The organism is Microbacterium sp. CJ77 (assembly GCF_002911615.1).
GTDB lineage: Bacteria > Actinomycetota > Actinomycetes > Actinomycetales > Microbacteriaceae > Microbacterium.
Genome location: NZ_PQBR01000004.1, coordinates 22,019 through 48,161 on the forward strand (window position 1 = coordinate 22,019; position 26,143 = coordinate 48,161).

Below are 26,143 nucleotides of genomic sequence, written 5' to 3' on the forward strand. Positions count from 1 at the left end.
GAGAATGGTCGCCGCGGACAGGATGATCAGGGCGAGGATGATGCCCACGAAGCACGCGGCCAGAGTCCGGGAAGTCATGATGGGCCTTTCGACGGGCCGGCGCTGTCGGTCAGGACGGATGCGCCGGGCCTCGGGCGGGGCCAGGTCAGGGGTGGTCGGCCCCGCCCGAGGGGTTCGGGTCAGAGGGTGGCGAGGATGTCCTGCATGGTGGTGATCTCGGCGGTCTGTCCGTCGATGATCTGCTGGGCGAGCGCGGCCACGTCCGGGTTCTCGCCGTTGTTCAGCACCATCTGGGCCATGGTGACGGCGCCCTGGTGGTGGCCGACCATGCCCTCGAGGAACAGCCGGGTCGCCTCGACCCCGGTGGCGGCGTCCAGGGCGGCCATGTCGTCGTCGGACATCATCCCGTCGCCGTGGTCCATGCCGCCCATCCCGCCCATCCCGCCCATGTCGGACATGGAGTCGTCGTAGGGGATTCCCCAGTCCTCGAGCCAGCCCTTCATGGTCTGGATCTCGGGGCCTTGGGCGGCTTTGATCTGCTCGGCGAGGGTCACGACCCGCTCGTCGATGCCGTCCTTGGCCAGGATCTGATCGGCCATCTCGATGGCCTGTTCGTGGTGCGGGATCATCATCGTGACGAACATCTCGTCAGCGGAGTTGAACGATGCCTGCTCGGAGGGGGCGGGGGTGCCGCTGGTCATGCCGCCGGGGCCGTGGTCCATGCCGGGCATGGATCCGTCGGTGGGCGCGCAGCCGGCGAGCACGAGCGCAGCGGCGAGCGCGGCGGTGCTCAGCGCGAGAATGCGGAAACGCATGGGTGGGTGTCCTTGTCTAGTCAGTCGAATGGTGAGTTGATTCCCGAGCCGTATGCGGGCACGGCGCAGCATCTCCCGGCACAGCGGCGACGGGAGGGCGGGGAATCAGGTTCGACTGATCGACAGGACGATGAGGGAAGGTGGTCGGGGGTGCGGTAACGCGGTGAGCACATTCCGCCCGTGCAGGCGTAGCAGGGCGAGGACGGTGCCCAGGCGGGCCAGCAGCGCCGGGGCGAGCAGCACGATGGTGGCGGCCAGCAGCGCCAGCACGCACGCCATCATCAGCATCGAATGGTCCGGCATTCCGCCCGAGCTGTCGCAGTCGCCCTCGCAGTGCCCGCCCGAAGCCTCGGTGCCTGTCCCGATGGTGTTCTCGAGCATGCTCCCGGTCGCGACGGTGCCGCCCAGGTCAGAGTCGGGCGCGGCATGGGCGGCTTCGGAGGCCGCTGCGGGGGTGTCGGCGTGCCCGCTGGTGAGCATGCCGGTGAGGGTGTGCATGGCCAGCAGGCCGGCGATCAGCAGGAGCGCGGTCGCGAAGGTCAGCAGCAGCCGGTGCAGCCCGGATGGGGCGTGCACCAGGGTTCGGATGTGGTTCACCGCCGACCTCCTTCCCGCGTCCAGCGTACCCCGGTGTGCCTGGATCCCCGCCGGCGCCGATCGGGCGCACGGCGGTCCTGCCCAGCCTGGTCGCCCGACCGATGCCTGGCCAGGGGCGATGGTCCCGGATGGGGACCGGTGCGCGGCAACCGGCTCATCGGCGGCCCGTTCCGGCACGGTGGGCCTTCTCCATCAGAGCCAGCAGCCCGAGGGTGTCGTCCTTGATCTGGGTGCGACCGACGACGGCCCAGTTGCGGGCGAGGTGATCGCGGAGATAGTCGAGGATGTGCTCGAGGGGGACGGTGTGCCAGGAGCCGGACCGATGGGGGCGGGCGGTGTTGCCGAACGCGACCGTGCGGATCAGGTGGCCCTCCGGGGCGAGGACCTGCCCGGCCGTCAGCAGCTCCTGGACGAGGGCGGGCGCGTCGGCGGGGGTGCAGCAGCCGAACCGGGCGAACGCGGCCTCCAGCACCGCGGGGTCGCGCATCGCGGGGTTCAGCTTCGGGGCGCCCTCCTTGACCTCGCCGACGATCATGTCCGGCGCCCCGGGGCGGGCGCCGAGGGCCGGGTCGGGGTCGTCGCCGGGGATGTGGTGCAGTCGGATCGCGAGGATGTCCAGGTCGGTGACGGTGCGCGGCCCGTCCGGACCGGTCGCGTCCAGCACCGGGTACTCGGCGACGGTGAAGTACCCGTTCACCCGCAGGTAGGCCTGCACCAGACCGACCGCTGTATCCATCCCGCGCCCCCTTTCCCTGCCGTCGTGGGTCAGGCGGCGTTGGCGTAGCGGGCGGGGTCGCCGTCGAACAGCGGCCCGCACTCGGGGCAGCAGAACCAGTACCGCGCGCCTTCGTAGTCACGGAACAGGCCGCGCTTCTCTGCCCACGCCGGGTCGACCTGATTGCCGGGCATGACCGGGCAGGTGACGAGGTTGGTCGCCCCGGCCGGGGGCTCATGGTGATGGTGCTCGTGGGATCCGTGATCGTGCGCGGCGTGCTCGTGGCCGGTGTGGTGCTCGTGGTCGTGCGTCATGGCGGTCTCCTTGCGTGGGTGTCAGGCGTGGACGGGGGTGGTGTCGCGGCTGGGCGTCAGGACGGTGGGCGTCGGGGCGGGCAGGAGGCGGAAGCGGCGCAGTCGGAGGCTGTTGGTGACGACGAACACGCTGCTGAACGCCATCGCGGCGGCGGCGAGGATGGGGTTGAGCAGGGCGAGCATCGCGACCGGGATCGCGGCGACGTTGTACGCGAACGCCCAGAACAGGTTGCCCTTGATGGTGCCCAGGGTGCGGCGGGCGAGCCGGATCGCGTCCGGGACCAGGAGCAGGTCGCCGGAGACGATGGTCAGGTCCGCGGCGGTGATGGCCGCGTCGGTGCCGGTGCCCATTGCGATGCCGAGGTCCGCTTGGGCGAGGGCGGCGGCGTCGTTCACGCCGTCGCCGACCATCGCGACCACCCGTCCGGATGCCTGCAGCTCGCGGATGGTGTCGAGTTTGCCCTGCGGGGTGACTCCGGCGCGGACGTCCTCGATGCCGGCGTCGTCGGCGATGGTGCGGGCGGCGCCGGGGTTGTCGCCGGTGAGCAGGATCGGGGTCAGCCCGAGCCCGCGCAGTCGGGCGATGGCCTCACGGCTGGTGGGCTTGATGGTGTCGGCGACGCTGATCGCGCCGCGCGCCTGCCCGTCCCACGCCACGACGGTCACGGTGGCGCCCGCGGCCTCGTCGGCCGTGATCGTCGCGGCGAGCTCGTCGGGGATCGCGATCGCCCATTGCCCGGTGATCCAGGTGGCGCGGCCGGCGGCGACCATGCGGCCGTCGACGATGCCCTGCACGCCTTGACCGGCCTCGGCGGCGAATGACTCCACGGCATCCGTCGGGCCGTCGGCTGCGGCGGTGATGGCGCGGCCGATGGGGTGCTCGGAGCCGTGCTCGAGCGCCGCGGCGAACCGGATCAGCTCCGCCTCATCGGTGCCGGGAGCGGGGTGGATGCCGGTGACGGTCATGGTGCCGGCGGTGATGGTGCCGGTCTTGTCGAGCACGACGGTGTCGATGCGGCGGGTCTGCTCGAGCACCTGGGGTCCGCGGATGAGGATGCCCAGCTGGGCGCCGCGGCCGGTGCCGACCAGCAGAGCGGTCGGCGTCGCCAGCCCCAGCGCGCACGGGCAGGCGATGATCAGGGTGGTCACCGCGGCGGTGAAGGCGACCTCCAAGGGCGCCCCCGCGATCAGCCACCCGGCGAACGCGGCCAGGGCGAGGACAATGACGATGGGGACGAAGACGGCCGACACCCGGTCGGCGAGGCGCTGCACCTGGGCCTTGCCGGTCTGCGCCTCCTCGACCAGCCGCGCCATCCGGGCCAGCTCGGTGTCGGCGCCGACGCGGGTGATCTGCACGAGCAGGCGCCCGCCGGTGTTCACAGTCGCGCCGACCACGCGGGAGCCGGGGGCGACTTCGACCGGCACGGACTCGCCGGTCAGCATCGACTCGTCCACCGCGGACATTCCCTCGGTGACGAGGCCGTCGGCGGGGATCTTCTCACCCGGCCGCACCACCACGACATCACCCGGAACGAGCTGTGCGACGGGGACGCGCTGCTCAGTGCCTTCGCGGAGGATCACTGCGTCCTTGGCGCCGAGCTCCAGCAGGGCGCGCAGGGCCTCGCCGGACTGCCGCTTGGCACGAACCTCGAGGTAGCGGCCGAGGAGGATGAACACGGTCACCAGCGCGGCGACCTCCAGGTACACCTCGTGGCCACCGGCCTGCGGGGTGCCGACGAAGGTGACGCTCATCCGCATTCCCGGCATCCCCGCACCGCCGAAGAACAGCGCGTACAGCGACCAGCCGAACGCGGCCAGCACCCCGACGCTGATCAGAGTGTCCATCGTCGCCGCCCCGTGCCGGGCATTGATCGCCGCGGCGCGGTGGAACGGCCACGCCCCCCACACCACCACCGGCGCGGCCAGGGTGAGCGTGAGCCACTGCCAGTAGGTGAACTGCAGGGCGGGGATCATCGACAGCACCGCGACCGGCACCGCCAGCACCGCCGAGACGATCAGCCGCTGCCGCAGCGACGCCAGCTCATCGTCCCGCGGGATGGTCTGCTCAGCCGTGTCGGGCACAGGCGGGGCTGGGAGGCTCGCTCCGTACCCCGCCTGCTCGACCGCCGCGATCAGCTCCTCCACCGGCACCGGGGCCTCCGAGTGCACGCGGGCCTTCTCGGTGGCGAAGTTGACCGTCGCCTCCACCCCGGGCAGCTTGTTCAGCTTCCGCTCGACCCGCGTCGCGCACGACGCGCAGGTCATCCCGGTGATGTCGAGATCGACGTCCAGCGTGCTCATGAGGCTGCGGCGAGGCTGTACCCGGCCTCCTCGACCGCCTCCCGCACCCGCTCCGCGTCCACCGGGGCGGTGCTGGACACGGTCACCGTGGACACGCCGCCGGCGTGCAGGTCGACCTCGACGCCGGAGACCCCGTCGATCGCGGAGACCTCCTCGGTGACGCTCCGCAAGCAGTGCGAGCACGTCATCCCCTCCACCAGGAACTGCGCCGACACCTCGCCCGATGCCGGTTGCGCCGTCGCGGAGGCGGTGGTGTTGGCCGTGGCGGCGTGGGAGGTGGGGGCGCAACAGGCGCAGCCACCGCCGTTCGTCGCCTGCAGGCCGAGGTCCTGGAATCCTTGTCCGGTCATGTTGTGCTCCTTTCGTGAGCGTGTCGATGCGTGTGGTGTGAACGTTCTAGGAGCGGACCAGCCGCGCGATCGCGGCGTTCGCCTCGCGGAGCTTCTCCTCCGCGATCGGGCCGCCCTGCGCGGTCGCCTGCGCGACGCAATGCCCGAGATGGTCCTCCAGCAGCGTCAGCGCGACCGACTCCAGCGCCTTCGTCGCCGCCGAGACCTGGGTCAGGATGTCGATGCAGTACACGTCCTCGTCGACCATCCGCGCGATCCCGCGCACCTGCCCCTCCGCTCGACGCAACCGCGCCAGCAGCGCCTGCTTGTCATCCACGTATCCGTGTGCCATCTCAGCCACCTCCGACGTCGATCGTATACCCTATAGCGGTATAAGGTACTTCGTGAAGAGGATATTCCCGGAGCGGGCAGAGCGAAAGGGCGAACGTGACCAACTGGTACGTCATCACCGGCGGGCCCAGCTCGGGCAAGACCACCACCGTGAACCTGCTGCGGGACCGCGGCTACACCACCACCATCGAGCATGCCCGGCACTATCTCGACCTGCAGCGCATCGCCGGCCGCACCGTCGAGGAGGTCCGGGCGAAGCAGCGGCAGTTCCAGCGCGGCGTCCTGGACATGCAGCTCGCGGAGGAAGCTGCCCTCGACCCGGACGCCACCGTGTTCCTCGACCGGGCCGTCCCCGACTCCCTCGCCTACTACCGCTTCCTCGATCTCGAGCCCGACCCCGCCCTGCTCACCGCGCTCGAGCACGTCGACTACCGCACGACGTTCATCCTCGACCTGCTGCCCCTGGCCGCCGACTACGCCCGCACCGAGGACACCGCCGCCCAGCAGCGCATCCACGAACTGCTGACCCAGGTGTACGAAGCGCTGCCCTTGCCGGTCGTGCGGGTTCCGGTCCTCAGCGCCGACGAGCGGGTGCAGTTCATCCTGGACCGGCTCTGACCGCTCTCGCCCGATCGGGATGTCCTGTGCAACGCTTGGGGCCCAGGGCACATCTCACCGGCACAGGTCCAGGCGAGAACGCGCCCCACGGTCGAACAGGACGGATGTCTCGGATGCCCACTCAGGAACGTCTCCGGAAGGACCTGCTAGGCGGCGCTCTCACGACCGCGCTCGGCGTCTTCACCCTCGGGATCGGGGTCTACTTCCTGTTCCTTCGACCCTCCCTCCTGCCAGAAGACATCCGGCATACGGGTATCGACGCCGCCACGCTGCCAGTGGCATTCGTGGACTGGCTCGGGATCGTCTTCTCGACCTGGGGCGGCTTCATCGCGGGGTTCGGGATCGTGCTGCTGGGCATCGGCGCGTCCCTGCTGTCCCGCCGCACGCTGTGGCTCTACCTCGGCACGGCGGCCGGGGTGCTCGTCGCCTTCGGACGCTTCGTCATCAGCAACATCCTGATCGGCTCGGACTTCCTGTGGTTCATCGCGACCATGTTCGTGCTGGCACTGGTGCTCGCAACCGTCCTCGTCTTGAACGTCATCCGACGGCATCGGACGAACGAGACCGCCTCCTCCGACGTCGACCGAACCGCTAGACGCTGACCGCTGCGAGCGACTGCCGGGCGATCTCGAGCTCCTCGTCCGTGGGAACGATCAGCACGGCGACCGGTGAGCTCGGGTCCGAGATCGCTCGCGCCCCGTCGGCCCTCGCCTCGTTGCGTGCCGGGTCGATCAGGATGCCCAGGCCCGCCATGCCGGAGACCACCGCCGCGCGCGTCGCGGCGGCGTTCTCGCCGACGCCGCCGGTGAAGACGATCGCGTCCGCTCCGCCGAGCTGGGCGAGGTAGGCGCCGAGATAGTGGCGCAGCCGGGGATGGTAGACGTCGAGCGCAGCGGCGGCGCTCGCATCCCCAGCGGCGGCCGCGGCATGGATGTCGCGCATGTCCTCGGTGCCGGCCAGCGCCCGCAGGCCGCTCTCGCGCGTGAGCAGCGCCTCCAGCCGATCCCATGCTACGCCGGCGCGGCCGAGCGCGAGGAGCACCCCCGGATCCAGGTCCCCGGCGCGAGTGCCCATCACGAGCCCCTCCAGCGGCACCTCTGCGTCGAGTGCCGCCGGCCCGTCGCGATCCAACAGCTGCTCGCCGACGATGCGGGAGAGATCCGTGAGGATCTCCACCCGCTTGCTGACTATCTGCTCACGCACCATGGCAAAGCGGCGTCGCTCGAACGCTGGCTGCACAAGAGCAAGTGCGCGATGGTGCTCCGCGAGCTCGCGGACGGGACCCTGCCGCTCACCGCCGAGGCGATCATCACCCGAGCCCGGTCGGGACAGTCGGTCGCGTTCCTCCTCTCACTGCTGGTCCGTTCCGGCGTGCTGCCGGAGCTCGACGTCGAGGGCACGCGCTTCGACCACTGGCTCAACGACTGGCTCGGTGGCATCGACCATCCCGAGGACCGGCTGATCCTGCGCCGCTACTGCACCTGGGAGCTCCTCCGATCCACTCGGACACTGCGCAGCGCGTCCAGCCCTGCTTCCGGCTTCCAGAGGCAGAGGGCTGCACTGAAGTACTGCGCCGCGTTCCTCGGGGAGATCCGGGCGCAGCAGGAGACGCTGGCGACGTTCCCGCAGCGCCTACTCGACGCGTATCTGACCGATTCGCCTAGCCAACGCGACGCGCTGGCACCGTTCACTCGTTGGCTGCGAAAACACCGGCTGAGCACCCTTCGGGTCGAGTTTCGAGCCCATCGCCTCGAGGGGCGAGACTACGCCTCTGATCACCGATGGCAGATGGCCCGCAGGTTCCTGTCCGATGCCGACATGGACCCGAAGACCCGGGCCGCGGGTCTCCTCGTGCTGCTCTACGGGATCCAGCTGACCCGCATCGTCACGATCACCCGGGCACAGGTCGACACGAGCTCGCGGCCCGTGACGCTCACCGTCGGGGCCGAGCCGATCGAGGTCCCCGCGATCCTCGGCGACGCCATCGTCGAGCTCGTCGATGCCACAAAGGGCCATCCTGAAGGGTGGTTGTTCCCCGGCCGGAACCCGGGCCGTCACCTCACCCCGGGGCCGCTCAGCCGTCGCCTTCGCGCCGAAGGCCTGCTTGCCGGGAGCGCCCGCACGACAGCGCTCATCGAGCTCACCCGGCAACTGCATCCCCGGATCGTCTCGGATCTCCTCGGCATCACGACGGCATCCGCTGCCTCATGGTCGCGTCTCGCCGGTGGCGAGTGGTCCGATTACCCGGCTCTCCGCTCCACCCACCCCTGATCAAGCATCACCCGTCAGAGCCGGGCCGGAAATCGCTTCGCGCAGTTGCTCGACGGTCGGAGAGCCTCCCAGCCCGGCAGGGGTACGGAACACCCGGCAGGCGAGCCCGACCGGCGTGTGCTCGTCGGCGAAGGGATCGACGCCGTCGACGAGGACGGTCGGTGACCCGTGGAATCCGAGGCGCTCGGCGTGCTCGGCGGTCTCGACCAACTGTCGTGTGACGCGGATATCTGATCGACCGTCGAGCAGCTCAGCAAGCCGGCGGTCGAGTACTTCCCAGTTCGGGCAGCCGTCGAAGTACTGCAGGGTGATCTCCATGGTTGGCCCTCTCAGTTCTCGGTGCCGCGGAGCATCAGGAGCGCTCCGGCAATCGTAGCGGTGACGATCACGATGTCGGCGAGGTTCCCGATGAACCAGTTGCCGTAGGCGAGGAAGTCGACGACGTGCCCCCGGGCGAATCCTGGTTGGCGGAAAAGCCGGTCGCCGGCGTGCGAAGCAGCGGCCCCGCCGAGCGCACCGATCACGATCGCCCACCCGGGGCGTCGGACCCGGAACGCGAACACGATCGCGGTGGCCGTGGCCGCGACGGCGATGAGAGCGAACACCCAGGTGAAGCTCTCCCCGAAGGAGAACGCCGCGCCGGGGTTGTACGCGAGCTGCAGGCCCAACAGGTCGCCGATCAGCGGGATGCGCTCGTGCTCCGACAGGGTGGCCTCGGCCCACACTTTCGTTCCCTGATCGATCACGACGACGACCACGGCGATCAGAAGCGCCCAGGCAGTGAGCCGCCAGCGTCCTCTCTGCGGACGCTCTCCCGACGCCGATGCCGACTCAACGTCGGTATTCGTGTCCGGGGTCATGCGAGGGCCTCGAAGAGACGGACGATAACGCCGGATTCAATGAGGATGAACAGGCCCAGGCCGATGAACACGACGGGGACGAGCCAGTGCTCGACACGTTCGAGCGTTTCGGTGACGGCCTTGTGGGTGCCGATCAGTCGCCCGGCAGCGCACCAGACGGCGACGAGGATCAGGAACACGACGATCATGACCGCGACGTCGCCGGGCGAGCTGGTGCGGAAGATCGGCGTGTAGAGGGAGATGTTGTCGGCCCCGTTGGCGATCGTGATCCCGGCGACCCCCCATAGTCCGACCGCGGTGATCTTGGAGTCGTCATCATCGTCGTCGCCGTTACGGCGCAGGCCGCGAATGAGCGTCCAGATGCCGATGCCGAGCGGGATCAGACCCAGGAAGCCGACCCATTCGTCCGGGACGATCGTGAGACCGAGCGCGGCGATCACGCTGATCACGACGAGTGTGATGAACCCGAGGTACTGGCCTGCGACGATCTGCCACGGTCGCGGCTTTCCCCGGCTGGAGGCGAGGAACAGCACGGTGAGCACGACGATGTCGTCGATGTTGGTCGCCGCGAACAGGCCGATCGCCGACCCGATGGTTGCGAGCATCAGCTTTCCATTCGTGGTGTGCGGGTGCGTGCGGCGCGCAGGCCGTTGAGGATCACGATGACCTCCGCGACCTCGTGGACCAGGACGACAGCCGCGAGCCCCAGGACCCCGAAGAGCGCGAGCGGGAGCAGTGCGGTGATGATCAGGAGGGACAGGATGATGTTCTGGTTGATGATCCGCCGGCCCCGCCGCGCGTGATCGAACGCCCGCGGGATGAGCCGCAGATCATGACCCGTGAAGGCCACGTCCGCAGACTCGATCGCCGCATCGGAGCCGGTCGCTCCCATCGCGATGCCGATGTCCGCGGACGCCAGGGCCGGGGCGTCGTTGATGCCGTCACCGATCATCGCGACCGATCCCGCCTTCGACAACTCGCCGATCGCGGTCGCCTTGTCCTCAGGGCGCAGCTCCGCGCGCACATCAGCGATCCCGGCCTGCGCAGCCAGCGCACGAGCGGTGCGGGCGTTGTCCCCGGTGAGCATCGTCATGCCGACGCCCTGATCCGCAAGCGTGCGGACCACCTCGGGGACTTCCGGACGCAGCTCGTCGCGGACGCCGATCGCCGCGACCGGTGCCTCGTCGCGGTGCACGATCACGACAGTCATGCCCTGCTCCTCAAGCCCTGCAACCCGGTCGCCGAGCTCGCCGGCGTCGAGCCAGCGGGGGCTGCCGACCGTGATACGAGCGCCATCGACGGTGCCGTCGATGCCGTGCCCGGCCTGCTCGGTCACATCCGCGGCCACGGGAACACCCGGGGCTGCAGCGGTGATCGCCGCCGCAAGGGGATGCGTGCTGTGCTGCTCCAGAGCCGCCGCCCAAGCCAGCGCCTGCTCCTCGGCAATGCCGTTCGCAGTGAGGACCGCGGTGACCGCGGGCTCGTTACGGGTCAGGGTGCCGGTCTTGTCGACCGCGACGTGCCGGACCGTGCCGAAGCGCTCGAAGACCGCGCCGGACTTGATGATCACGCCGAACTTGCTCGCCGCGCCGATCGCGGCAACGACCGTCAACGGCACCGAGATCGCCAGCGCGCACGGAGAGGCCGCTACCAGCACGACGAGCGCACGAGTGATCCATACCTCCGGGTCGCCCAGCAGTGACCCAATGATCGCGACGAGCGCTGCGAGAATCAGCACACCGGGTACGAGCGGGCGGGCGATCCGGTCCGCGAGACGCGCACGCTCGCCCTTCTCCGTCTGCGCTTTCTCGACCAACTCCACGATCGTCGTAAGCGAGTTATCGGTACCGGCCGCGGTCGCCTCGACCTCCAGCACGCCGGAGCTGTTGATCGCGCCGGCCGACACCGCGTCCCCGGGCTCGACCTCGACGGGGATCGACTCCCCGGTGATCGCCGAGGTGTCCAGGCTTGAGCGGCCAGAGCGGACGATCCCGTCGGTTGCGATCCGTTCGCCCGGGCGGACCACCATGACCTGGCCGACCGTCAACTCCCTCGCCGGCACCTGCGCAGAGACGCCGCTCTGCAGCACGGTCGCCGTCTCCGGCACGAGCTTCAGCAGCGCCCGCAGGCCGCCACGGGCACGGTCCATCGCCTTGTCCTCAAGCGCCTCAGCAATCGAGTACAAGAACGCCAGAGCAGCGGCCTCCTCCACATAGCCGAGGATGACCGCGCCGATCGCGCTGATCGTCATCAGCAGCCCGATCCCGAGCTTGCCCTTGAACAGCTTCCGAATCGCGCCAGGAGTGAACGTCGACGCGCCCAGCAGCAGGCCGATCCAGAACAGTACGAGCGCCGGGATCTCGAGCCCGGACCATTCAAGGATCAGACCAGCCAGGAACGCGACACCGGAGAAGACCGGCACCATGATCCCACGGTCCCTCCACCAGGGCCGCTCCACCTCTTCGGTCTCATCCTCCGCCGCAGTGGCAGGCTCGTGCTCGCAGCTACACGCCGCGCTCACGCGTCCGCCCCTGTACCGCAGCAGCCCGGCACCGTGCACGACGAGTCCACACACGGCGCGTGCTCATCGACCGCCAGCGTCACATCCACGAGCGCGACGAGCGCAGCCGCAAGATGCGGGTCAGCGATCTCGTAGCGCGTCTGGCGACCCTCAGGCTCGGCGACCACGATCCCGCAGTCACGCAGGCACGTCAGGTGGTTCGAGACGTTCGAGCGGGTCAGCTCCAACTCGCGCGAGAGCACGGCCGGATAGCTCGGTGCGTTCAGCAGAGTCATCAAGATCCGGGAGCGCGTCGGGTCCGCCATGGCCCGGCCGAGCCGGTTCATGACGTCGAGGCGCGAAGCAATAGTCAGCATGTACTGAACTATACAGCAAGCGCTGATCAATCATTGGTGATCAGTGCCCCACCATTCATTGGGAGAAGAGTCGGAAGCCGCTGAATACGCAACTCAGCAACAATCGGCGCTACCAGTATGAGGAGCTCCGCCCTGCCTGGTGGCGCGATCGTGCGCTGCTGCCCTCCGTGCTTTCTGGGGTGTTCCTGCTCGTCGGGTACATCTTCAAGTGGTCTGGGCTCGACATCCTCGCGTTGGCGTTGCAGTCGGCCGCGTTGGTGGCGGGCGCGTACACGTTCGTTCCCGGCGCTGTTCGGCGGCTTCTCCGCGGACGTCTCGGGGTGGGACTGCTGATGACGATCGCCGCGATCGGGGCTGTGCTGCTCGGCCACGTGGGCGAGGCAGCCACGCTTGCGTTCTTGTTCTCCCTCGCCGAAGCCCTTGAGGACCGTGCGATGGACCGCGCAAAGGAGGGCCTGCGCGCGCTACTATCCCTGATTCCAGAGACGGCGCGCGTCTCGCGCCTTGACAGCGATCTCACGATCCCCGCCTCGGAGGTGCGCGAACTCGACATCCTGGTTGTGGGTGCCGGCGAACGTGTCGCGACGGACGGTGTGGTCGTGGAGGGTCGCTCGAGTCTGGACACGTCTGCAGTGACGGGCGAGTCCATCCCGGTAGATGTCGCGCCTGGCGCGACGGTCGCCGCGGGTTCGGTGAATGGGGCGGCCACGCTCCGCATCGAGGCGACTGCGAATGGACGGGATAACTCGCTGACGCAGATCGTTGCTTTGGTGGAGCAAGCTCATGCCCGGAAAGGAGATCGGGCTCGGCTCGCAGATCGCATCGCGCGCCCCCTAGTGCCTGTAGTGCTGGTTGCCGCTGCCGCGATCGTCGTTTTCGGGTTCATCGTGGGGGATCCCGGGACGTGGGTCGAGCGCGCCCTGGTCGTCCTCGTCGCCGCGTCGCCCTGCGCTTTGGCGATCGCGGTTCCGGTGACGGTGATCAGCGCGATCGGCGCCGCATCAAAGTTCGGTGTGGTGATCAAGTCCGGCGAGGCGTTCGAGCAACTCGGCACCATTCGTACCGTGGCACTAGATAAGACGGGAACACTCACCCGCAACAGACCGATTGTCGCGGACGTGCGACCCGCCCCGGGCGTTACCCGCGAGGAGCTGTTGGACTGGGCTGCAGCGGTCGAGGCCACCAGCACACACCCACTGGCTGCGGCGATCAACCAAGCCGGAACGGGAGGCGCCTCCGCGACGAACGTGGTGGAGGACGCCGGCCACGGTGTCACCGGCCAGGTGGGCGACCGGGTCGTGCACGTCGGCAACGCCTGCTGGCTGGACCCCGGGGGGCTCCGCGTCGCCGCGGAAGAGATGGCAGCTCACGGCATGACCGTTGTTGTCGTCGAAGCAGACAGTCAGCTCGCCGGTCTGATTGGGGTGCGTGACGAGCTGCGGCCCGAGTCGGCAGAGACCGTTCGGATGCTGCACGCGCAGGGCATCGACACGATCATGCTCACCGGTGACAGCGATCGCACCGCGCGCGCGATCGCTGAGGAAGCCGGGATTACCGAAGTCCGGGCGGAGCAGCTGCCGAAAGATAAGGCCGACGCGATCGTGGAGCTCGTGGCGACGCATCCGACCGCGATGGTCGGTGACGGCATCAACGACGCCCCGGCGCTGGCTACCGCAACGGTTGGGATCGCCATGGGAGTGCGCGGTTCCGCGGCGGCGATCGAATCTGCTGACGTCGCCTTCACGGGCCACGATCTTCGCCTTATCCCTATTGCCTTGGCGCACGCGAGACGCGGTCGGCGGATCATGACGGCCAACATCGGCCTTGCGCTGGCGATTGTCGTTGTGCTTTTCCCCCTCGCGCTATTCGGGGTGATGGGGCTCGCTGGGGTCGTCCTGGTTCACGAGATAGCCGAGCTGATCGTCATCGCGAACGGCGTTCGCGCTGCGCGTCGCCCGGCTCTCGTTCGCAGCATGACTGAGTCAGCCGCCTCGCAGCCCGCACTCGCCTCGACGTCCTGAAGCTGCCGATCAACTGAGGCCCGAGTATGAGTGCAGGCCCTTGAAGAAGATGTTGACGATGGTGAAGTTGAACAGCACGGTCATGAAACCGATGATGGACAGCCAGGCGGAACGCTTGCCCCGCCATCCGCGGGTCGCCCGGGCGTGGATGTAACCGGCGTAGAGCACCCAGATGACGAAAGTCCACACCTCTTTGGTGTCGAAGCCCCAATAGCGGCCCCACGAGTCGTTTGCCCAGATGGCGCCGGCGATGAGCGTGAATGTCCAGAACATGAAACCGACGATCGCAAACCGGTAGGACAGCGATTCCAGGGCGTCGGAACTGGGGAGTGCGCGCAGAAGTCCAGAGCGGGGAATGTCGGCATCGTCGGACATAGCCAAGTCTCGCGTCTCGCGGCGCGCTTGCATCAACTGCGTGACCGATATTCCGCATGCAATCGCGAAGAGTGCTGTGGCGAGGGACGCGACGAACACGTGGATCACCAGCCAGATGCTCTTGAGCGGGTCCATCAGCGGGACGACCTCCACGTAGAACGCGACCGCCGCCCCACCGAGAAGGAGCACGACCATTCCGAGGAGAAATGCACCCAGGAAACGCAGGTCGTACAACCGGAGGACGAGGAGGAAGACCGCCACGATCAGCAACGTCCCGGTGAGGGCGAATTCGTACATGTTCGCCCACGGAACCCGCTCGGCCGCGATGCCGCGTGAGACGGTGCCCGCCGCGTGGAAGAGAAACCCGAGGACGGTGAGCGCGGTGCCGATGCGCGCCCACAGCAGTCGGGGGCGCAGTCTTGGCGGCACCCGCAGGTCATCGATGACTGCTGGTTTCGCGGCGGCAGTGTTGGCGAAGTCTGCCACGCCGGAGTGGGGGGCGTTTGTGCCCACAGCGACGAGCGCGGGTAGGTGCTCCTGGAGGTGCGCTGTATCGGCGCGCGAGGCACGTTGCGCAAGGTCGATGGTGAAGGCGATGAAGGCTAGGGAGTAGGTGGCGATTGCCGTCCACACCAGCAGCAGTGAGATCCCATCGAGGGAAAGTGGGTCTGTTCCGGGCATTGAGTTGTTTCCAATCGTGAGGGCGAGGTCGGTTGCGAAGACGGTGAGTGAATCCGAAAAGGATCAATCCGGCTCCGGCGCTGATCGGCAGGAGGGTGGTGAGCCAGGCATCGACGATCGAGGCCGGAGTGAGCCGGGTTCGGGGCGGGACAGCGGTGACCCTGCCGTCGCCGGTGTCGGCGTCGCGTCGGGTGAGAGGCGAAGGTGAGCGAGAGCATTCGTCAGGTATCCCTCTTGCGGAGCGTTTCGAGGTAGGCGTTGTAGGCGTCGAGATCGGGGTCGCCGTGTGTGTCGGCGTATCGTGCGGCGGCTGCGTCGCGGGTGGTGTCGTCGCGGTACCAGCGATGCATGACGAAGAGGAGCATCAGCAGGGTGGGTGCTTCTCCGTACGACCAGGCCAGCCCTCCCGCGATTCTCTGGTCTACGAGGGGGTCAACGCCGAGGGCGAGGCTGGATGCGGCGAAGTTGTCGATAAGAAGGCTTGCCGCGATCATCAGGAACACCCCGAAGAATGCGTGCAGCGCGGCTTCCGCGAAGACGTCGAGTGCTCGTCCCGCGTGATTGAGGTGCACGGGCAACGGGTCTGAGGAAAGCACGGGGATGGTGAACAGAATCCCCGCGATGAGGAAGCCGGCCTCGAGGCCGAGATGACCTCCGGGCAAAGCGAGGATGAGGTCGGCGAAGTCGGCCAGGTAGAGACCGTAGAACGCGAAGAGATAGAGCGGCAGCGCGATCCAGGGGCTGAGGAGCCACCGCGCGAACCGGCTGCGAAGCCCCGCGTGAGCTATCTGGAGGACAATGCGGCCGGCGCCGTGGTGAGGGGTGGCGCGCAAGAGGAGCGTGCCCGGCGAGCCGAGGACCAACAGCGGTGGGATCGCCATCATGAGCGTGAGTTGCTGGAACATGAACACCGAGAACAGCGCGTACCCGTAGGCCTCGACTCCCAGCCCGGTGATGGCGGCGAGGCTGACGCAGCCCAGCAGGAAGCTGACTGTTCGCCAGATCGGCCAGCGCCTGCCCCGCGTCCACATCCGGATCGCGCCTACGAGGTAGACGACCGCAAGAGCTGCCGCGATAAGCGGCAGCAGCGGGAAGGGTAGAGGGACAGGGGAGAGAAACCCCAGAAAAGTGGGCGGTACGTCGGGGACCCAGTCCGTCATCGGCGCGAGTCTGCGTTCGGCAGGTCGGTGTAAGCGGTGGAGTGTCGAGATGCGAAGTCGCTGACGGCGCGGGAAAGGGCCGGGTCCTCTCCCCGCGCGAGACCGGCATATTCGACGTGAACCCCGTCCGGCATCAGACGAGCTTTGACCCAGAGGCGTCGGCGCGGGACGAACAGTCCGGCGAACAGCCCCAGGAGGGCGAGGATCGAGAAGACGAGCACCCAGACGCCACTGGGATCCCTCTGGATCTGTAGGGACGCGAACCGTTTCACCGGCTCGCCGACCTGTTCCGTGTCGTCCTCCCAGGTGATGGTGCCCCACCCGTTCGGCAAATCAGCGGTGCCTCCAGGGGTGAGCTCGAGGGAGTCCAGGCCGGAGTCGGCGCCGGTGAGCTGGGTGAGCCCGGCGACATCCAGTGTGTAGACCGACCGGGGTATCCCGTCATCGATGCCGAGATCGCCGCTGAACACATTGAGGGTGAGGACCGGATTCGCGACATCGGGGTAGATCGAGGTGAACGCGCCTGAGGGAAGTACGCCTTGCGTGGGGTAGAAGAAGCCGACGAGGCCGACCTGCTCCGGCAGACCGTCCGGGATCTTGATGATCCCCAAAGAGGTCATCGCAGAGTCCTGCGGAAGGAACGGCTGCGACTCGCTGTAGACCAGCTCGCCGTCGGAGTTGCGGATGGAGAGGGTGGGAGCATAGCCGTTGCCGAGAAGGTAGACCCGATCGCCATCAACGGTGATCGGGTAGTTCACGAGCACGCTCTCGGCGCGGTCGTCGTCTCCCGGTGTGCGGACGGTGACGTCCGCAGAGAAGTCCCCCGCCTGCCCGGCCCCAGGCGCGCCGGGGAGTCGGTACGAGACCTGGAAATCGTCGAGGGTGAGTGAGTACGGTGCGAGCACGGTCCCGTCGACGAACCGGCCGGGATTGAACGAGGAATAGTCGCTGAGCGCGTTGACGAACGTGGTGCCTTCCACCACGACCCGCTGTCCGGTATAGGCGAACCCGGTGCCCACGGCGACCGAGGTGAGCACTCCAACCAGGGCGACGTGGAAAACCAGATTGCCGGTCTCACGCACATAGCCCCGTTCGGCCGACACCGACGCCCAGCCCGCACCATCGTAGCGGTGCACGCGATAGCCGGCCCGACGCATCTGACGTTCCGCGAGGTCAACTGCGAGCCCCATGGCGTCTGTGTTTCCGCCGACGACAGGCAGGGTTGTTTCCTGATAGGCCGGGAGTCGGGCAAGCCGAGCAGGGGTCCGAGGCGGCTGGGCCCGCAGTGCGGTGTAATGGTGCTTCGCGCGCGGGATCACGCAGCCGATGAGGGAGGCGAACAGCAAGAGGTAGATCGCGGAGAACCACGGCGACGAGTACACATCGAACAGGCTGAGTGCGTCGGCGAGCGGGAAGACGTCGGGGTTGTTCCGCTCCCACTGGATGACCCCGTTCGGGTCTGCGCTGCGTTGCGGAAACAGCGACCCCGGAACGGCGGCGATCGCGAGGAAGAGCAACAGGACGAGGGCGGTGCGCATACTGGTCAGCTGACGCCACGCCCATCGCATCCACCCGACCAGCCCGAGAGAGGGGGCGACGATGTCGGCCCGATCGGTGTCGGCGTGATCGGCGGGCCGCAGTGGATCGATCGCCGTATCGGTGTCAGAGCGGGGCGGGAACATTGATCACCACCTGCTGAAGTGCGGACATCAGCGCGGTCCACAGTCCGCTGACCATAAGCAGCCCTAGGGCAACCAGCAATGCGCCGCCGACTATGTTCAGGACGCGGATGTGGCGGCGCAGGACCGACACAGACCGTGACGCCCACCCCCACCCGAGCGCGAGGAGAAGGAAGGGAATCCCGAGTCCCAAAGAGTAAGCAAGTCCGAGCAGTCCCGCGCGAGCCGGATCGCCGAGGTTCCAGGACACAGACAGGATCGCGGCCAGGGTGGGGCCGATACAGGGCGTCCACCCGACGCCAAGTGCGACGCCGAGCAGCGGCGCGCCGATTAGGCCGGCTCTGCCTTGGATGCGGGGGCGGAGAGTTCGTTGCGCGATGCCGAAGAAACCGATGAACACCAGCCCCAGCGCGATCACCACAACGCCGAAAATGCGGGTGAGGACGTTCGCGTACTGCAGTAGCAGGTATCCGAACGTGCCGCCGAGGATCGTCACGGACACGAACACCACGGTGAACCCTGCAATGAACAGCCCCACTCCCACGAGCAGGCGGGCACGCTCTGCAGTGGCGGTGCGCGAATTCGTAACAGCAGCTCCCCCATCACCTACCGAGGTGCCACCGAGGTAGCCGAGGTAGCCAGGCACGAGAGGTAGCACGCACGGCGAGACGAACGAGACGAGACCGGCGAGGACGGCGATGGGGATCGCTACCCACAGGGCGCCATCGAAGACCAACTGACCGGGACTCACGGAGAGTCCTCCACGAGAGCGTCATCGACGAGGGTGGACAGGATGGATGCTGTTGCCAACTGCCCGATTATCCGGGCGGCGACCCGCCCGTCCCGATCCAGGACGAGTGTGGTTGGGGTGGCCTGGATGGGAGTGACCTGCGCGAACGCAAGCTTGACGGTTCCATCCTTCACGTCGATGACGCTCGGGTAGGTGACGTTGTTGTCCCGGGCGAAGGACAGAGCGGTGGCAGGCTGATCGTAGGTGTTGACCCCGAGGAAGGCGACGCCCTCGCTCTGGTAGTTCTGCCATACCTCCTCGAGGAGCGGCGCTTCAACGATGCATGGGCCGCATGCCGCATACCAGAAGTTCACGACCAGAACGTTCCCCCTGTAGTCGCTGCTGGAGACCGGTTCCCCGGTCTCGATGACTCCTTCGAAATCGACCGGATCGCCGCGCTCGCCCTCCGGGATCTCCACGACCTGAAAGTCGCCGGAGATATAGCCCTTCTCGCTCCCGTCCCGGTACTGCTCCGCGAGAGCGTCATTGGCGGCACATCCCGAGAGCACTATGACGACGGCGAGCACCACAGAGGGCCAGCCGATTCGCTCGCGCAGGCTCATGTGCGCGGCACCTTGATCAGCACACCCGCCACGAGGAACGCCACTGCCGCGACGAGCTGAGCGCCCGCCCAAACGGGACCTGCGAACGGCAGGGGGAACACGGGATTCCAGATTACGGCGACAGCGAGGAACACGGGCGTCCACCACCATTGGCGGGCTTGGATCGAGAACCATCCCACGATGGCAGCCATGATGGCGGTGACGAACAGCACCAGGGTGAACCAGTCGTCTCCCATGAGGACGGGGGCGACGAAGAGAACAGCCGCAGCTATGAGCCCGGGGGCGAACGCATTCCGTTGAAAGGGCGAAGCAGCACGGGCTTTGTCGCTCACGGAACAACCTGCGCGTTCGGCTCGCCGGCAGCTGTACTCGCGGGACGGCCTTCGCGGGTGCGCCGGGAGCGATTCAAGAGCGTCACGGCGAGCACGATCGCGCCGGCGCCGAGGGCGATGTCGGCGAGATTGCCGATGAATAGGTTCCCGTACGCGAGAAAGTCGGTCACCTGGCCGCGTGCGAATCCGGGGGGCGAGAACAATCGGTCGATAAGGTTTCCGAGCGCGCCCCCGAGGATCAGTCCGATTCCTGCCGCCCACCCGGCGCTGCGAGCACGCGTTGCGGCGACGACAAGGAACGCCATGGCGCTCGCGCCAAGCAGGGTGAGCAGCCAAGTTGCTTCGGAGCCGAGGGAGAGGATCGCCCCGGGGTTGAACGCCAGCTGCAGCCCGAGCAAGTCACCCAGGATGGGTATCCGCTCCGTCTCGCTCAGCCCGCCAATGGCAGCCGCCTTCGTTGCCTGATCGACCACCACTACGGCTGCGGCGACAATGCATGCCGTCGCGAACAATCGCACCTGGTTACTTTTCATGGGACGCGTCCTTACTTGTGCGCTCGGAATCCTGCTGCTCCTGTCGGTCGACCGCTTCCTCGTTGCGGAGTCGACGTTCGCGGGTGACCTTGAACACCACGATGAACCCCGCTCCGAGGATGATGACCCCGGTGAGTACTGCGAGGATCGGCAGGAGTGCTACACCTCCAAAGGGCTCGCTACCGCCGGTGTTGGTGGTTGTCTCGGCGGAGGTGATGGACGGTTCGGGCGCTTGTTCCGTCGCACCCGCGCCCGGGGTGCTCGCGTCGCTCTGAATCGGTTCGACCGTGTAGGTGTACTCGCCGCTGATCGGGTGGCCGGGCCCTGACCCCAGTTCTTGGACACGCTGAATCCAGCATTTTGCTGGGGAAGCGAGATGATCAGAATCATGGTTAGGAAGAACTACTCCGACGGGTTCCGGCGGCAGGCCGTGGACTTGTACGAGTCCACTCCCGGGGCGACGGTGCGTGGCATCGCCGCTGATCTCGGGATCGAGCGCGGCACGTTGCGGCTGTGGCTGGAGCGGCACGGGACGGGCCGGAAGACGGCTGCGGACGGCACCGCCGCGCGCAGCCCGTTCAAGGCGTCGGCGACCTCGCCGACGGCGGATGCGGGGGCGGATGAGACGCCCGCGCAGCGCATCGCACGCCTGGAGGGGCGGGTCGCGCAGCTGGAGGTCGAGCAGGTCAAGCTCGTCACCGAGCGTGAGATCCTGCGGCAGGCGGCCAAGTATTTCGCGGGGGAGACGAACTGGTGAACCGCTTCCAGTTCGTTGAGGACCTCTCAGCCACCTACCCGGTGAAGCGGTTGTGTCAGCTCGTCGAGATCACGAGGTCCTCGTTCTACGCATGGCGGGCCGGCGCCGCCGCCCGGCGGGCGCGCGCCGCGGAGGACGACGTTCTGGCGGGGCGGATCCGCGCCGTCCACGAAGGCGACAACACGATGGGCGCGCCACGGATCACCGCCGAGCTCAATGACGGCGCCGCGCCGTCCGAGCGGGTCAACCGCAAGCGGGTCGCCCGCGTGATGCGAGACAACGAGATCCACGGGTACCAGCGCAAGCGGCGGGTGCGCACCACCGTCCCCGAGCCGTCGGGACAGGTCGTCCCCGACCTGCTGAAACGGGACTTCACCGCCGAGGCGCCGAACCAGCGGTATGTCGGCGACATCACCTATCTGCCGCTGGCTGACGGGCAGAACCTGTATCTGGCGACCGTGATCGACTGCTGCTCGAGACGGCTGGCCGGGTGGGCGGTCGCGGACCACATGCGCAACGAGCTCGTCGAAGATGCGCTGCGTTCGGCGAGGCTGACCCGCGGCAGGCTGACCGGGTCCGTGTTCCACTCGGACCACGGATCGGTCTACACCTCCAAGGCCTACGCGGGACTGTGCAAGCGGCTCGGCGTGACACAGTCCATGGGCGCGGTGGGCACGAGCGCTGACAATGCCCTCGCGGAGGCGTTCAACGCGACGCTCAAGCGCGAGGTCCTGCAAGACCGGGCCGTGTTCGCCGACGAGGCCTCCTGCCGTCGCGAGGTGTTCCGGTGGCTCGTGCGCTACAACAACACCCGCCGCCACTCCTACCTCGGCTACATCGCGCCCGTCGCATTCCGAAGCCGAACTCACCGCCGCTACGCTACCGATAGCGGCATAATCCCACCCCGTGTCCAAGAACCGGGGGCAAGGCCCGCCGTCGCCGGAAACAACCCGCCACAGAACGGTGAAGGCGCCATCCGGGGGGTTGGGTTCTAGGTGTTGCGTGATCGTGGTGCCACTGACAGTCGGGGCGTCAGTAGCGATGTTCTCGCCGCCGGGCGCGGTCACCTCGATGACCGCTGATTGCATGTCAGAGATGAGTTCGCCGCTGAATGACAGGGTGATCTCATCCGGCGAGACAGCGACCGTGGAATCTGCATCCGGGAAGGAGCCCAGGAGGTCGTCGTGCGCCTGCGCCGGGCCTGCCGCCGCGAGCGTGATTCCAGACCCGAGAAGGACTGCAGCGATGACGGAAAAGAGGTAGCGGCGGGATTTACGCATGGGTGGTGTGCTCTCCGGGGTGTGATTGCGGTTCGATCTGGAAGGTGGCGTGCTCGATGCTGACTGGGAAGTGCTCGGCGACACATTCCTGGAGTGCTCGCAGGAGCCGGGCGGACTGCTCCGGGGTGAGGGTGTCGTCGACCACGACGTGTGCGGTTAGCGTCGGGAGGTCGGTGGAGACTTGGGAGGCGTGCAGGTCGTGCACGGCGACCACCTGCGGGAGTTCGAGGATGTGTCGGCGTACCTCCGCCAGGTCAAGGGCGGGCGGGGTGGATTCGAGCAGGACGCTGCCGGAGGCGCGAAGCAGGATGAAGGTGCGTGGGATGATCAGGAGGGCGATCAGGATGCCGGCGATGGCGTCTGCCTGGTACCAGCCGAGGGTGGCGATCAAGATGGCGCTGGCGATGACACCGCCCGAGCCGAGTGCGTCATTGAGGACCTCGAGGAACGCGGCGCGCATGTTCAGGTTGCGTGTGCGACCGCTCATCAGTACCAGCAGGGACGCGATGTTCGCGACCAGGCCGACGATCCCGAAGAACAACAGGCTGCCGGATGCGATCTCGGGCGGCTCGAATAGACGTCGGATTCCTTCGACGAGAGCGAAGATCCCCACGCCCAAGAGAAGGGCGGCCTGGGCGAGTGCACTGAGAACCTCGGCGCGCCGGAGCCCCCAGGTGTGCCGGTCGGACGGGGGACGGTTCATGAGGTTAGCGGCGGTAACCGCCATCGCGAGGCCGATCACGTCGGTGAGCATGTGCCCCGCATCGACCAGCAGCGCGAGGCTGCCGGTGATGATCGATCCGATCACTTCGACCACGAACACCGCCAGGGTGATCGAGAATGCGATGAGCAATTTATTGCGGGGGGTCGCTTCGCTCATGTCGTGGCTGTGTCCTGCGCCCACGGTTCGCTCCTTTCAGGGGCGGTCGATGATCTGACGGGCCATCGCGATCGCTTCATTCCTCGCCCGCGTCGAGACGTGAGGTCGGTGGCGAGCGTCTACGATTGCCTGCGGCTCGGCTCACGCCGATTTCAGTCGGACGCTCCGTTGACTGCTTGATCGATCGTGTCTTCGAGGTCATTCCACTGCTGCAGCTCCAGAAGTGCCCCGTCTACGAAGAATGTGGGGGTGCTGCTGACGCCGAGCGCGCGTCCGTCGTCGAAGTCCGACTGCACCCGAGCCAGCGTGGCTGGGTCTGCGACTGCCGCGTCGTAGACGGCGAGGTCGAGCCCCAGTCCCTCGGCAAAGCCTCTGAACATATCCGCGCGGGATTCCTGCGACTCGCCCCATTCGGCTTGAGTCTCGAACAGTCGCTGATACATCGCCTCGAACTGGTCCTGCTGCGCAGCCGCTTCGGCCGCGAGCGCGGCGTTCGTGGAGTTGGTGTGCCCGGGCAGCGGGAAGTAGCGGATGACGTAGGTGATCTCGCCGTCGAACTTTTCCCGTATTTCTTCCACGATCGGGTAGAACGCGCCACACGCCTCGCACTCGAAGTCCAGGAACTCCACGACAATGACCGCGCCATCACCTCCGTCGTCGACGACATGCGAGTCGGGGCGCACCACCGAGACAACCCCGGCGTCGCCTGTGAGGGCCGAGGGCTCGCTCTGGTTCACGAGGGCATAGATAATTCCGGCAAGTACCAGAACGACAGCGACAGCAATGGCGATCAATGTCGCCTTTACGGGGGTTTTCACGAAGCAACTCCACACACTCAACACGCGAACGGCATAGAAACGGATGCCTCCGGCGGACGGCCGGAGCGAGACGCCATCACCAAGACGGCGCAGCGAGTATCAGGTTCGAGAAATGCTCAATTGCGTAAGTGAAAGTGCTACCTTGCGAGGCAGGGGCGGCGCGAGGAGGAGTACGCGGGTCATCGCGAGCGCGACGTTGGCGTGGGTTGGGCGCCCCCGCGAATGGAACCAATTGGTCGCCATCAGCACGAGAAGAAGCCCGCACAGCACTCCAAATGCGCACACCGCTATTCCCCATAGGGAATCGGTGCCCGAGTATGTGCTAACGATCGTCTGAACGGCCGGAGCGGGCGCTTCGACGTGTGAATCGATCAGCGCGACGCCGACAGGAACCGGCGCAGCGGCCTCCTGCTCGGAGTGAGTCGACACCCACGCGCCGAGGATGAGAAAGAACGCGAGCGCCACGCTCGTAATGATCTTCGTTATCAACAGGCGTTCGGACAAGATTGACGAGGGTCGGGACGACACCGGGGCGATCATGTCCTCCTCACCCTATCAACGTTCAATGGTGCGCTAAAGGTGCTCCGGCTTAGGCGCGCATTCACGACGCGATCAGGGTCACCCATGACACACCGAAATCCTCCGACGCGAGCACTCCTCGATCATCGGCCGCGAGAAGCATTCCGAACTCGTCCAGATAGCTGAACGCCTGCGCCGTACCCGAGAGAGCGCCCCCGGAAACCCATTCCGCGGAAGGTCCGTCCTGGTAGCGAACCGTGCCAGCGAGGTCGACTCCGACGAGGCCTCCGTCGTTCCGGGCGGCGATGACATACATCACGGGCGCCTGGGGGTCGGTGACGAAGCTCTCGCCGCCGTCAGAACTCACCGCCAGCCCCGCTTCCGTTGTCGCGTTTAGCGTGCCTCCGCTGCCGGGGGACACGACAATGTCGCGGGCCTGCACGGGGGGAAGGTCGACCCACGTCTGGCCGCCGTCGTCGCTGCGGCGCAGCGCCTCGCCCTGCAGCCCGTATATGGTTTCGGATTCCTCAGACGCGGCACTCAGGTCGTGAAAATCCGCTACCCCGGCAAGCGACACGCTCCGCCAGGTGAGGGCGCCGTCGTCCGATTGAACCAAGCCCACGTTCGGACTGCCGAAACCCTCCGGTGTCGCGGGCCCAGGATGCCCGGAGGCGTAGAGAGTATCGGCTGTCGAGGTGATGCCCATTGCATCGAATTCCCATCCGCCGACAAGCTTGGTCAGTTCTCCATTTCCGTCTACGGAGTCGAGACCATAAATGCCGGCGTGGGTCGCGATCAAGATGCCGTCTCCGTCGGGATTGTCGACTATGCCATGGACGTGTTGGAGCTCGGCGATGCCTTCCGGTGTTGTTGCGTCGGGTGAGTTGCTGCAGCCGACGAGCGTCAGCGTGGCGATGACGACTGTGACAGCGAGGCGGAGTTGTTGACTCCCGCCTCGCTGAGAGCGATGTTTGGACGTGCGGGTCATGAGCGCTTTCTGGCGAAGAGGGGTAAGCGAGGGGTCGCCAGTTTCACGGCGACCCCTCGTAATGGCAGGTGGCTACGGGCACGAAGCGCTTAGAGCTGCGTGAGCAGCTGCTCCATCTCTGCGATCTCCGCTGTCTGATCGTTGATGATCTTCTGCGCAAGTTCCACGGCGTCCGGGTTCTGCCCATCCGTCAACTGCGCTTGCGCCATCTCGATGGCTCCCTCGTGGTGCACGATCATCTGCTCGAGGAACAGCGAAGATGCCGCCGGTCCCGAGGCGTCTTCGAGAGCGGTCATATCCTCTTCCGACATCATCCCGCCCATGCTGTCCATGGAGCCCATGGAACCCATTGTCTCCCGGCCCCAAGACGCGAGCCAACCGTTCATGGTGTCGATTTCGGGTTGCTGCGAGGCTTTGATGCGTTCGGCGAGAGAGATGACCTCGGGCGCGACGTCGTCTTTCGCGAGGAGAACGTCGGACATTTCTATCGCCTGCTGGTGGTGCATGATCATTTCCATCGCAAAGGAAACGTCGGCGTCGTTGAAATCGACGTCCGTCGCCTCCGCCGACATGCCTGTCGATGGCTCGTTGCCATTCATGCCGTCCATGCCGTCCATGCTCGTGCCGGTACAGCCGGCAAGAAAAAGTGCAGTGGCAACTGTTCCTGCTGCGAGCAGGGTGGATCGAGTGCGCATTTCTTGTCCTCAAAAGTTCGTCGT

Annotated in this window: 29 protein-coding genes and 2 pseudogenes; 5 read left to right on the forward strand and 26 right to left on the reverse strand. The window is 67.1% G+C overall.

Annotated features, from left to right (window positions below; all coding sequences use genetic code 11):
- Window positions 1-179: 179 nt before the first annotated feature.
- From C2868_RS00400 to C2868_RS00430, 7 genes are all read right to left on the reverse strand, one after another.
- Window positions 180-815 (reverse strand): DUF305 domain-containing protein, encoded by a 636-nt coding sequence (locus C2868_RS00400; protein WP_036302052.1) that lies wholly within the window; start codon window positions 813-815, stop codon window positions 180-182.
- A 105-nt stretch (window positions 816-920) separates the two neighbouring features.
- On the reverse strand, window positions 921-1,412 hold the full coding sequence (locus C2868_RS00405; protein WP_036302050.1) for a DUF6153 family protein: 492 nt from the start codon (window positions 1,410-1,412) through the stop codon (window positions 921-923).
- Between the two features lie 154 nt (window positions 1,413-1,566).
- On the reverse strand, window positions 1,567-2,148 hold the full coding sequence (locus C2868_RS00410; protein WP_021065011.1) for a hypothetical protein: 582 nt from the start codon (window positions 2,146-2,148) through the stop codon (window positions 1,567-1,569).
- Window positions 2,149-2,177: 29 nt separating this feature from the next.
- Window positions 2,178-2,441, reverse strand: a complete 264-nt coding sequence (locus C2868_RS00415) for a YHS domain-containing protein (RefSeq protein ID WP_021010667.1) — start codon at window positions 2,439-2,441, stop codon at window positions 2,178-2,180.
- A gap of 21 nt (window positions 2,442-2,462) precedes the next feature.
- Entirely contained in the window at window positions 2,463-4,742 is a 2,280-nt protein-coding gene (locus tag C2868_RS00420) for a cation-translocating P-type ATPase (RefSeq protein WP_021065010.1), read from the reverse strand.
- Window positions 4,739-5,092, reverse strand: a complete 354-nt coding sequence (locus tag C2868_RS00425) for a heavy-metal-associated domain-containing protein (protein WP_051513309.1) — start codon at window positions 5,090-5,092, stop codon at window positions 4,739-4,741. Before C2868_RS00425 ends, C2868_RS00420 begins: the two co-directional genes overlap by 4 nt.
- Window positions 5,093-5,138: 46 nt before the next feature.
- Entirely contained in the window at window positions 5,139-5,423 is a 285-nt protein-coding gene (locus C2868_RS00430; RefSeq protein ID WP_036297866.1) for a metal-sensitive transcriptional regulator, read from the reverse strand.
- A gap of 95 nt (window positions 5,424-5,518) precedes the next feature.
- Between C2868_RS00430 and C2868_RS00435 the strand changes: the two genes are divergently transcribed.
- Both C2868_RS00435 and C2868_RS00440 read left to right on the forward strand, forming a co-directional pair.
- The gene (locus tag C2868_RS00435) at window positions 5,519-6,040 is read left to right on the forward strand and encodes an AAA family ATPase (RefSeq protein WP_021010663.1); all 522 of its coding nucleotides are present in this window, start codon (window positions 5,519-5,521) and stop codon (window positions 6,038-6,040) included.
- 113 nt (window positions 6,041-6,153) lie between these two features.
- Entirely contained in the window at window positions 6,154-6,642 is a 489-nt protein-coding gene (locus C2868_RS00440; RefSeq protein ID WP_081766238.1) for a hypothetical protein, read from the forward strand.
- Here C2868_RS00440 and C2868_RS00445 read toward each other — a convergent pair.
- Window positions 6,632-7,216 carry a hypothetical protein gene (locus C2868_RS00445; protein WP_232711316.1) on the reverse strand — a complete coding sequence of 195 codons (585 nt, stop codon included), beginning with the start codon at window positions 7,214-7,216 and terminating at the stop codon, window positions 6,632-6,634. The genes C2868_RS00440 and C2868_RS00445 overlap by 11 nt on opposite strands.
- Before the next feature lie 78 nt (window positions 7,217-7,294).
- Here C2868_RS00445 and C2868_RS00450 point away from each other — a divergent pair, with 78 nt between their 5' ends.
- A complete protein-coding gene (locus C2868_RS00450; RefSeq protein WP_081766240.1) occupies window positions 7,295-8,311 on the forward strand; it encodes a hypothetical protein in 1,017 nt (338 codons plus the stop codon).
- On the opposite strand, the gene C2868_RS00455 is transcribed toward C2868_RS00450, so the two are convergent.
- From C2868_RS00455 to C2868_RS00475, 5 genes are read right to left on the reverse strand one after another with little or no spacing between them, the layout of a single operon-like run.
- On the reverse strand, window positions 8,312-8,629 hold the full coding sequence (locus tag C2868_RS00455) for a hypothetical protein (protein ID WP_036297871.1): 318 nt from the start codon (window positions 8,627-8,629) through the stop codon (window positions 8,312-8,314).
- Between the two features lie 11 nt (window positions 8,630-8,640).
- Window positions 8,641-9,171 carry a signal peptidase II gene (locus C2868_RS00460; RefSeq protein ID WP_036297873.1) on the reverse strand — a complete coding sequence of 177 codons (531 nt, stop codon included), beginning with the start codon at window positions 9,169-9,171 and terminating at the stop codon, window positions 8,641-8,643.
- Complete coding sequence (locus tag C2868_RS00465; protein WP_036297875.1) at window positions 9,168-9,776, reverse strand: cadmium resistance transporter; 609 nt, start codon at window positions 9,774-9,776, stop codon at window positions 9,168-9,170. The genes C2868_RS00460 and C2868_RS00465 overlap by 4 nt, the downstream gene beginning before the upstream one ends.
- Window positions 9,776-11,692: a cation-translocating P-type ATPase gene (locus tag C2868_RS00470; RefSeq protein WP_036297919.1), complete on the reverse strand. Its 1,917-nt coding sequence runs from the start codon at window positions 11,690-11,692 to the stop codon at window positions 9,776-9,778. Before C2868_RS00470 ends, C2868_RS00465 begins: the two co-directional genes overlap by 1 nt.
- Window positions 11,689-12,048 (reverse strand): helix-turn-helix transcriptional regulator, encoded by a 360-nt coding sequence (locus tag C2868_RS00475; protein WP_036297877.1) that lies wholly within the window; start codon window positions 12,046-12,048, stop codon window positions 11,689-11,691. Before C2868_RS00475 ends, C2868_RS00470 begins: the two co-directional genes overlap by 4 nt.
- 167 nt (window positions 12,049-12,215) lie before the next feature.
- Here C2868_RS00475 and C2868_RS00480 point away from each other — a divergent pair, with 167 nt between their 5' ends.
- The gene (locus C2868_RS00480) at window positions 12,216-14,069 is read left to right on the forward strand and encodes a cation-translocating P-type ATPase (RefSeq protein ID WP_232711474.1); all 1,854 of its coding nucleotides are present in this window, start codon (window positions 12,216-12,218) and stop codon (window positions 14,067-14,069) included.
- Window positions 14,070-14,078: 9 nt separating this feature from the next.
- Here C2868_RS00480 and ccsB read toward each other — a convergent pair whose 3' ends face one another.
- The 7 genes from ccsB to C2868_RS00515 form a co-directional block, all read right to left on the reverse strand.
- Window positions 14,079-15,125, reverse strand: coding sequence for a c-type cytochrome biogenesis protein CcsB (ccsB, locus tag C2868_RS00485; RefSeq protein ID WP_036297881.1), 1,047 nt, complete (start codon window positions 15,123-15,125; stop codon window positions 14,079-14,081).
- A gap of 221 nt (window positions 15,126-15,346) precedes the next feature.
- Entirely contained in the window at window positions 15,347-16,285 is a 939-nt protein-coding gene (locus C2868_RS00490; RefSeq protein ID WP_036297883.1) for a cytochrome c oxidase assembly protein, read from the reverse strand.
- Window positions 16,282-17,967 carry a cytochrome c biogenesis protein ResB gene (locus tag C2868_RS00495; RefSeq protein ID WP_103662761.1) on the reverse strand — a complete coding sequence of 562 codons (1,686 nt, stop codon included), beginning with the start codon at window positions 17,965-17,967 and terminating at the stop codon, window positions 16,282-16,284. Before C2868_RS00495 ends, C2868_RS00490 begins: the two co-directional genes overlap by 4 nt.
- Window positions 17,948-18,715 carry a cytochrome c biogenesis CcdA family protein gene (locus C2868_RS00500; RefSeq protein ID WP_103662762.1) on the reverse strand — a complete coding sequence of 256 codons (768 nt, stop codon included), beginning with the start codon at window positions 18,713-18,715 and terminating at the stop codon, window positions 17,948-17,950. Before C2868_RS00500 ends, C2868_RS00495 begins: the two co-directional genes overlap by 20 nt.
- Window positions 18,712-19,317 (reverse strand): TlpA disulfide reductase family protein, encoded by a 606-nt coding sequence (locus C2868_RS00505; RefSeq protein ID WP_103662763.1) that lies wholly within the window; start codon window positions 19,315-19,317, stop codon window positions 18,712-18,714. Before C2868_RS00505 ends, C2868_RS00500 begins: the two co-directional genes overlap by 4 nt.
- Window positions 19,314-19,649, reverse strand: coding sequence for a DUF6804 family protein (locus tag C2868_RS00510; RefSeq protein ID WP_103662764.1), 336 nt, complete (start codon window positions 19,647-19,649; stop codon window positions 19,314-19,316). The genes C2868_RS00505 and C2868_RS00510 overlap by 4 nt, the downstream gene beginning before the upstream one ends.
- On the reverse strand, window positions 19,646-20,182 hold the full coding sequence (locus tag C2868_RS00515; RefSeq protein ID WP_103662765.1) for a signal peptidase II: 537 nt from the start codon (window positions 20,180-20,182) through the stop codon (window positions 19,646-19,648). Before C2868_RS00515 ends, C2868_RS00510 begins: the two co-directional genes overlap by 4 nt.
- A 388-nt stretch (window positions 20,183-20,570) precedes the next feature.
- Between C2868_RS00515 and C2868_RS00520 the strand changes: the two are divergent.
- A pseudogene (locus C2868_RS00520) lies at window positions 20,571-21,802 on the forward strand (IS3 family transposase); the annotation flags it as partial.
- A 123-nt stretch (window positions 21,803-21,925) separates the two neighbouring features.
- On the opposite strand, the pseudogene C2868_RS17795 reads toward C2868_RS00520, so the two are convergent.
- The 6 genes and pseudogenes from C2868_RS17795 to C2868_RS00550 form a co-directional block, all read right to left on the reverse strand.
- Window positions 21,926-22,219 (reverse strand): annotated as a pseudogene (locus C2868_RS17795) (copper resistance protein CopC); the annotation flags it as partial.
- Window positions 22,212-23,123: a cation diffusion facilitator family transporter gene (locus C2868_RS00530; protein ID WP_036297894.1), complete on the reverse strand. Its 912-nt coding sequence runs from the start codon at window positions 23,121-23,123 to the stop codon at window positions 22,212-22,214. The gene C2868_RS00530 and the pseudogene C2868_RS17795, both read right to left, overlap by 8 nt.
- Before the next feature lie 128 nt (window positions 23,124-23,251).
- Entirely contained in the window at window positions 23,252-23,917 is a 666-nt protein-coding gene (locus C2868_RS00535) for a thioredoxin domain-containing protein (RefSeq protein ID WP_036297896.1), read from the reverse strand.
- A gap of 99 nt (window positions 23,918-24,016) precedes the next feature.
- Window positions 24,017-24,457 carry a hypothetical protein gene (locus tag C2868_RS00540; protein WP_036297898.1) on the reverse strand — a complete coding sequence of 147 codons (441 nt, stop codon included), beginning with the start codon at window positions 24,455-24,457 and terminating at the stop codon, window positions 24,017-24,019.
- Between the two features lie 61 nt (window positions 24,458-24,518).
- Complete coding sequence (locus C2868_RS00545; RefSeq protein ID WP_051513316.1) at window positions 24,519-25,424, reverse strand: hypothetical protein; 906 nt, start codon at window positions 25,422-25,424, stop codon at window positions 24,519-24,521.
- A gap of 89 nt (window positions 25,425-25,513) precedes the next feature.
- The gene (locus C2868_RS00550; RefSeq protein WP_036297900.1) at window positions 25,514-26,119 is read right to left on the reverse strand and encodes a DUF305 domain-containing protein; all 606 of its coding nucleotides are present in this window, start codon (window positions 26,117-26,119) and stop codon (window positions 25,514-25,516) included.
- Between the last annotated feature and the right edge of the window lie 24 nt (window positions 26,120-26,143).

Coding starts and splice junctions, on each gene's coding strand:
- C2868_RS00400 (WP_036302052.1), bottom strand. CDS start 815: ATGCGTTTCCGCATTCTCGCGCTGAGCACCGCCGCGCTCGCCGCTGCG.
- C2868_RS00410 (WP_021065011.1), bottom strand. CDS start 2,148: ATGGATACAGCGGTCGGTCTGGTGCAGGCCTACCTGCGGGTGAACGGG.
- C2868_RS00415 (WP_021010667.1), bottom strand. CDS start 2,441: ATGACGCACGACCACGAGCACCACACCGGCCACGAGCACGCCGCGCAC.
- C2868_RS00420 (WP_021065010.1), bottom strand. CDS start 4,742: ATGAGCACGCTGGACGTCGATCTCGACATCACCGGGATGACCTGCGCG.
- C2868_RS00425 (WP_051513309.1), bottom strand. CDS start 5,092: ATGACCGGACAAGGATTCCAGGACCTCGGCCTGCAGGCGACGAACGGC.
- C2868_RS00430 (WP_036297866.1), bottom strand. CDS start 5,423: ATGGCACACGGATACGTGGATGACAAGCAGGCGCTGCTGGCGCGGTTG.
- C2868_RS00440 (WP_081766238.1), top strand. CDS start 6,154: ATGCCCACTCAGGAACGTCTCCGGAAGGACCTGCTAGGCGGCGCTCTC.
- C2868_RS00450 (WP_081766240.1), top strand. CDS start 7,295: ATGGTGCTCCGCGAGCTCGCGGACGGGACCCTGCCGCTCACCGCCGAG.
- C2868_RS00455 (WP_036297871.1), bottom strand. CDS start 8,629: ATGGAGATCACCCTGCAGTACTTCGACGGCTGCCCGAACTGGGAAGTA.
- C2868_RS00460 (WP_036297873.1), bottom strand. CDS start 9,171: ATGACCCCGGACACGAATACCGACGTTGAGTCGGCATCGGCGTCGGGA.
- C2868_RS00465 (WP_036297875.1), bottom strand. CDS start 9,776: ATGCTCGCAACCATCGGGTCGGCGATCGGCCTGTTCGCGGCGACCAAC.
- C2868_RS00475 (WP_036297877.1), bottom strand. CDS start 12,048: ATGCTGACTATTGCTTCGCGCCTCGACGTCATGAACCGGCTCGGCCGG.
- ccsB (WP_036297881.1), bottom strand. CDS start 15,125: ATGCCCGGAACAGACCCACTTTCCCTCGATGGGATCTCACTGCTGCTG.
- C2868_RS00490 (WP_036297883.1), bottom strand. CDS start 16,285: ATGACGGACTGGGTCCCCGACGTACCGCCCACTTTTCTGGGGTTTCTC.
- C2868_RS00495 (WP_103662761.1), bottom strand. CDS start 17,967: ATGTTCCCGCCCCGCTCTGACACCGATACGGCGATCGATCCACTGCGG.
- C2868_RS00505 (WP_103662763.1), bottom strand. CDS start 19,317: ATGAGCCTGCGCGAGCGAATCGGCTGGCCCTCTGTGGTGCTCGCCGTC.
- C2868_RS00515 (WP_103662765.1), bottom strand. CDS start 20,182: ATGAAAAGTAACCAGGTGCGATTGTTCGCGACGGCATGCATTGTCGCC.
- C2868_RS00540 (WP_036297898.1), bottom strand. CDS start 24,457: ATGATCGCCCCGGTGTCGTCCCGACCCTCGTCAATCTTGTCCGAACGC.
- C2868_RS00545 (WP_051513316.1), bottom strand. CDS start 25,424: ATGACCCGCACGTCCAAACATCGCTCTCAGCGAGGCGGGAGTCAACAA.
- C2868_RS00550 (WP_036297900.1), bottom strand. CDS start 26,119: ATGCGCACTCGATCCACCCTGCTCGCAGCAGGAACAGTTGCCACTGCA.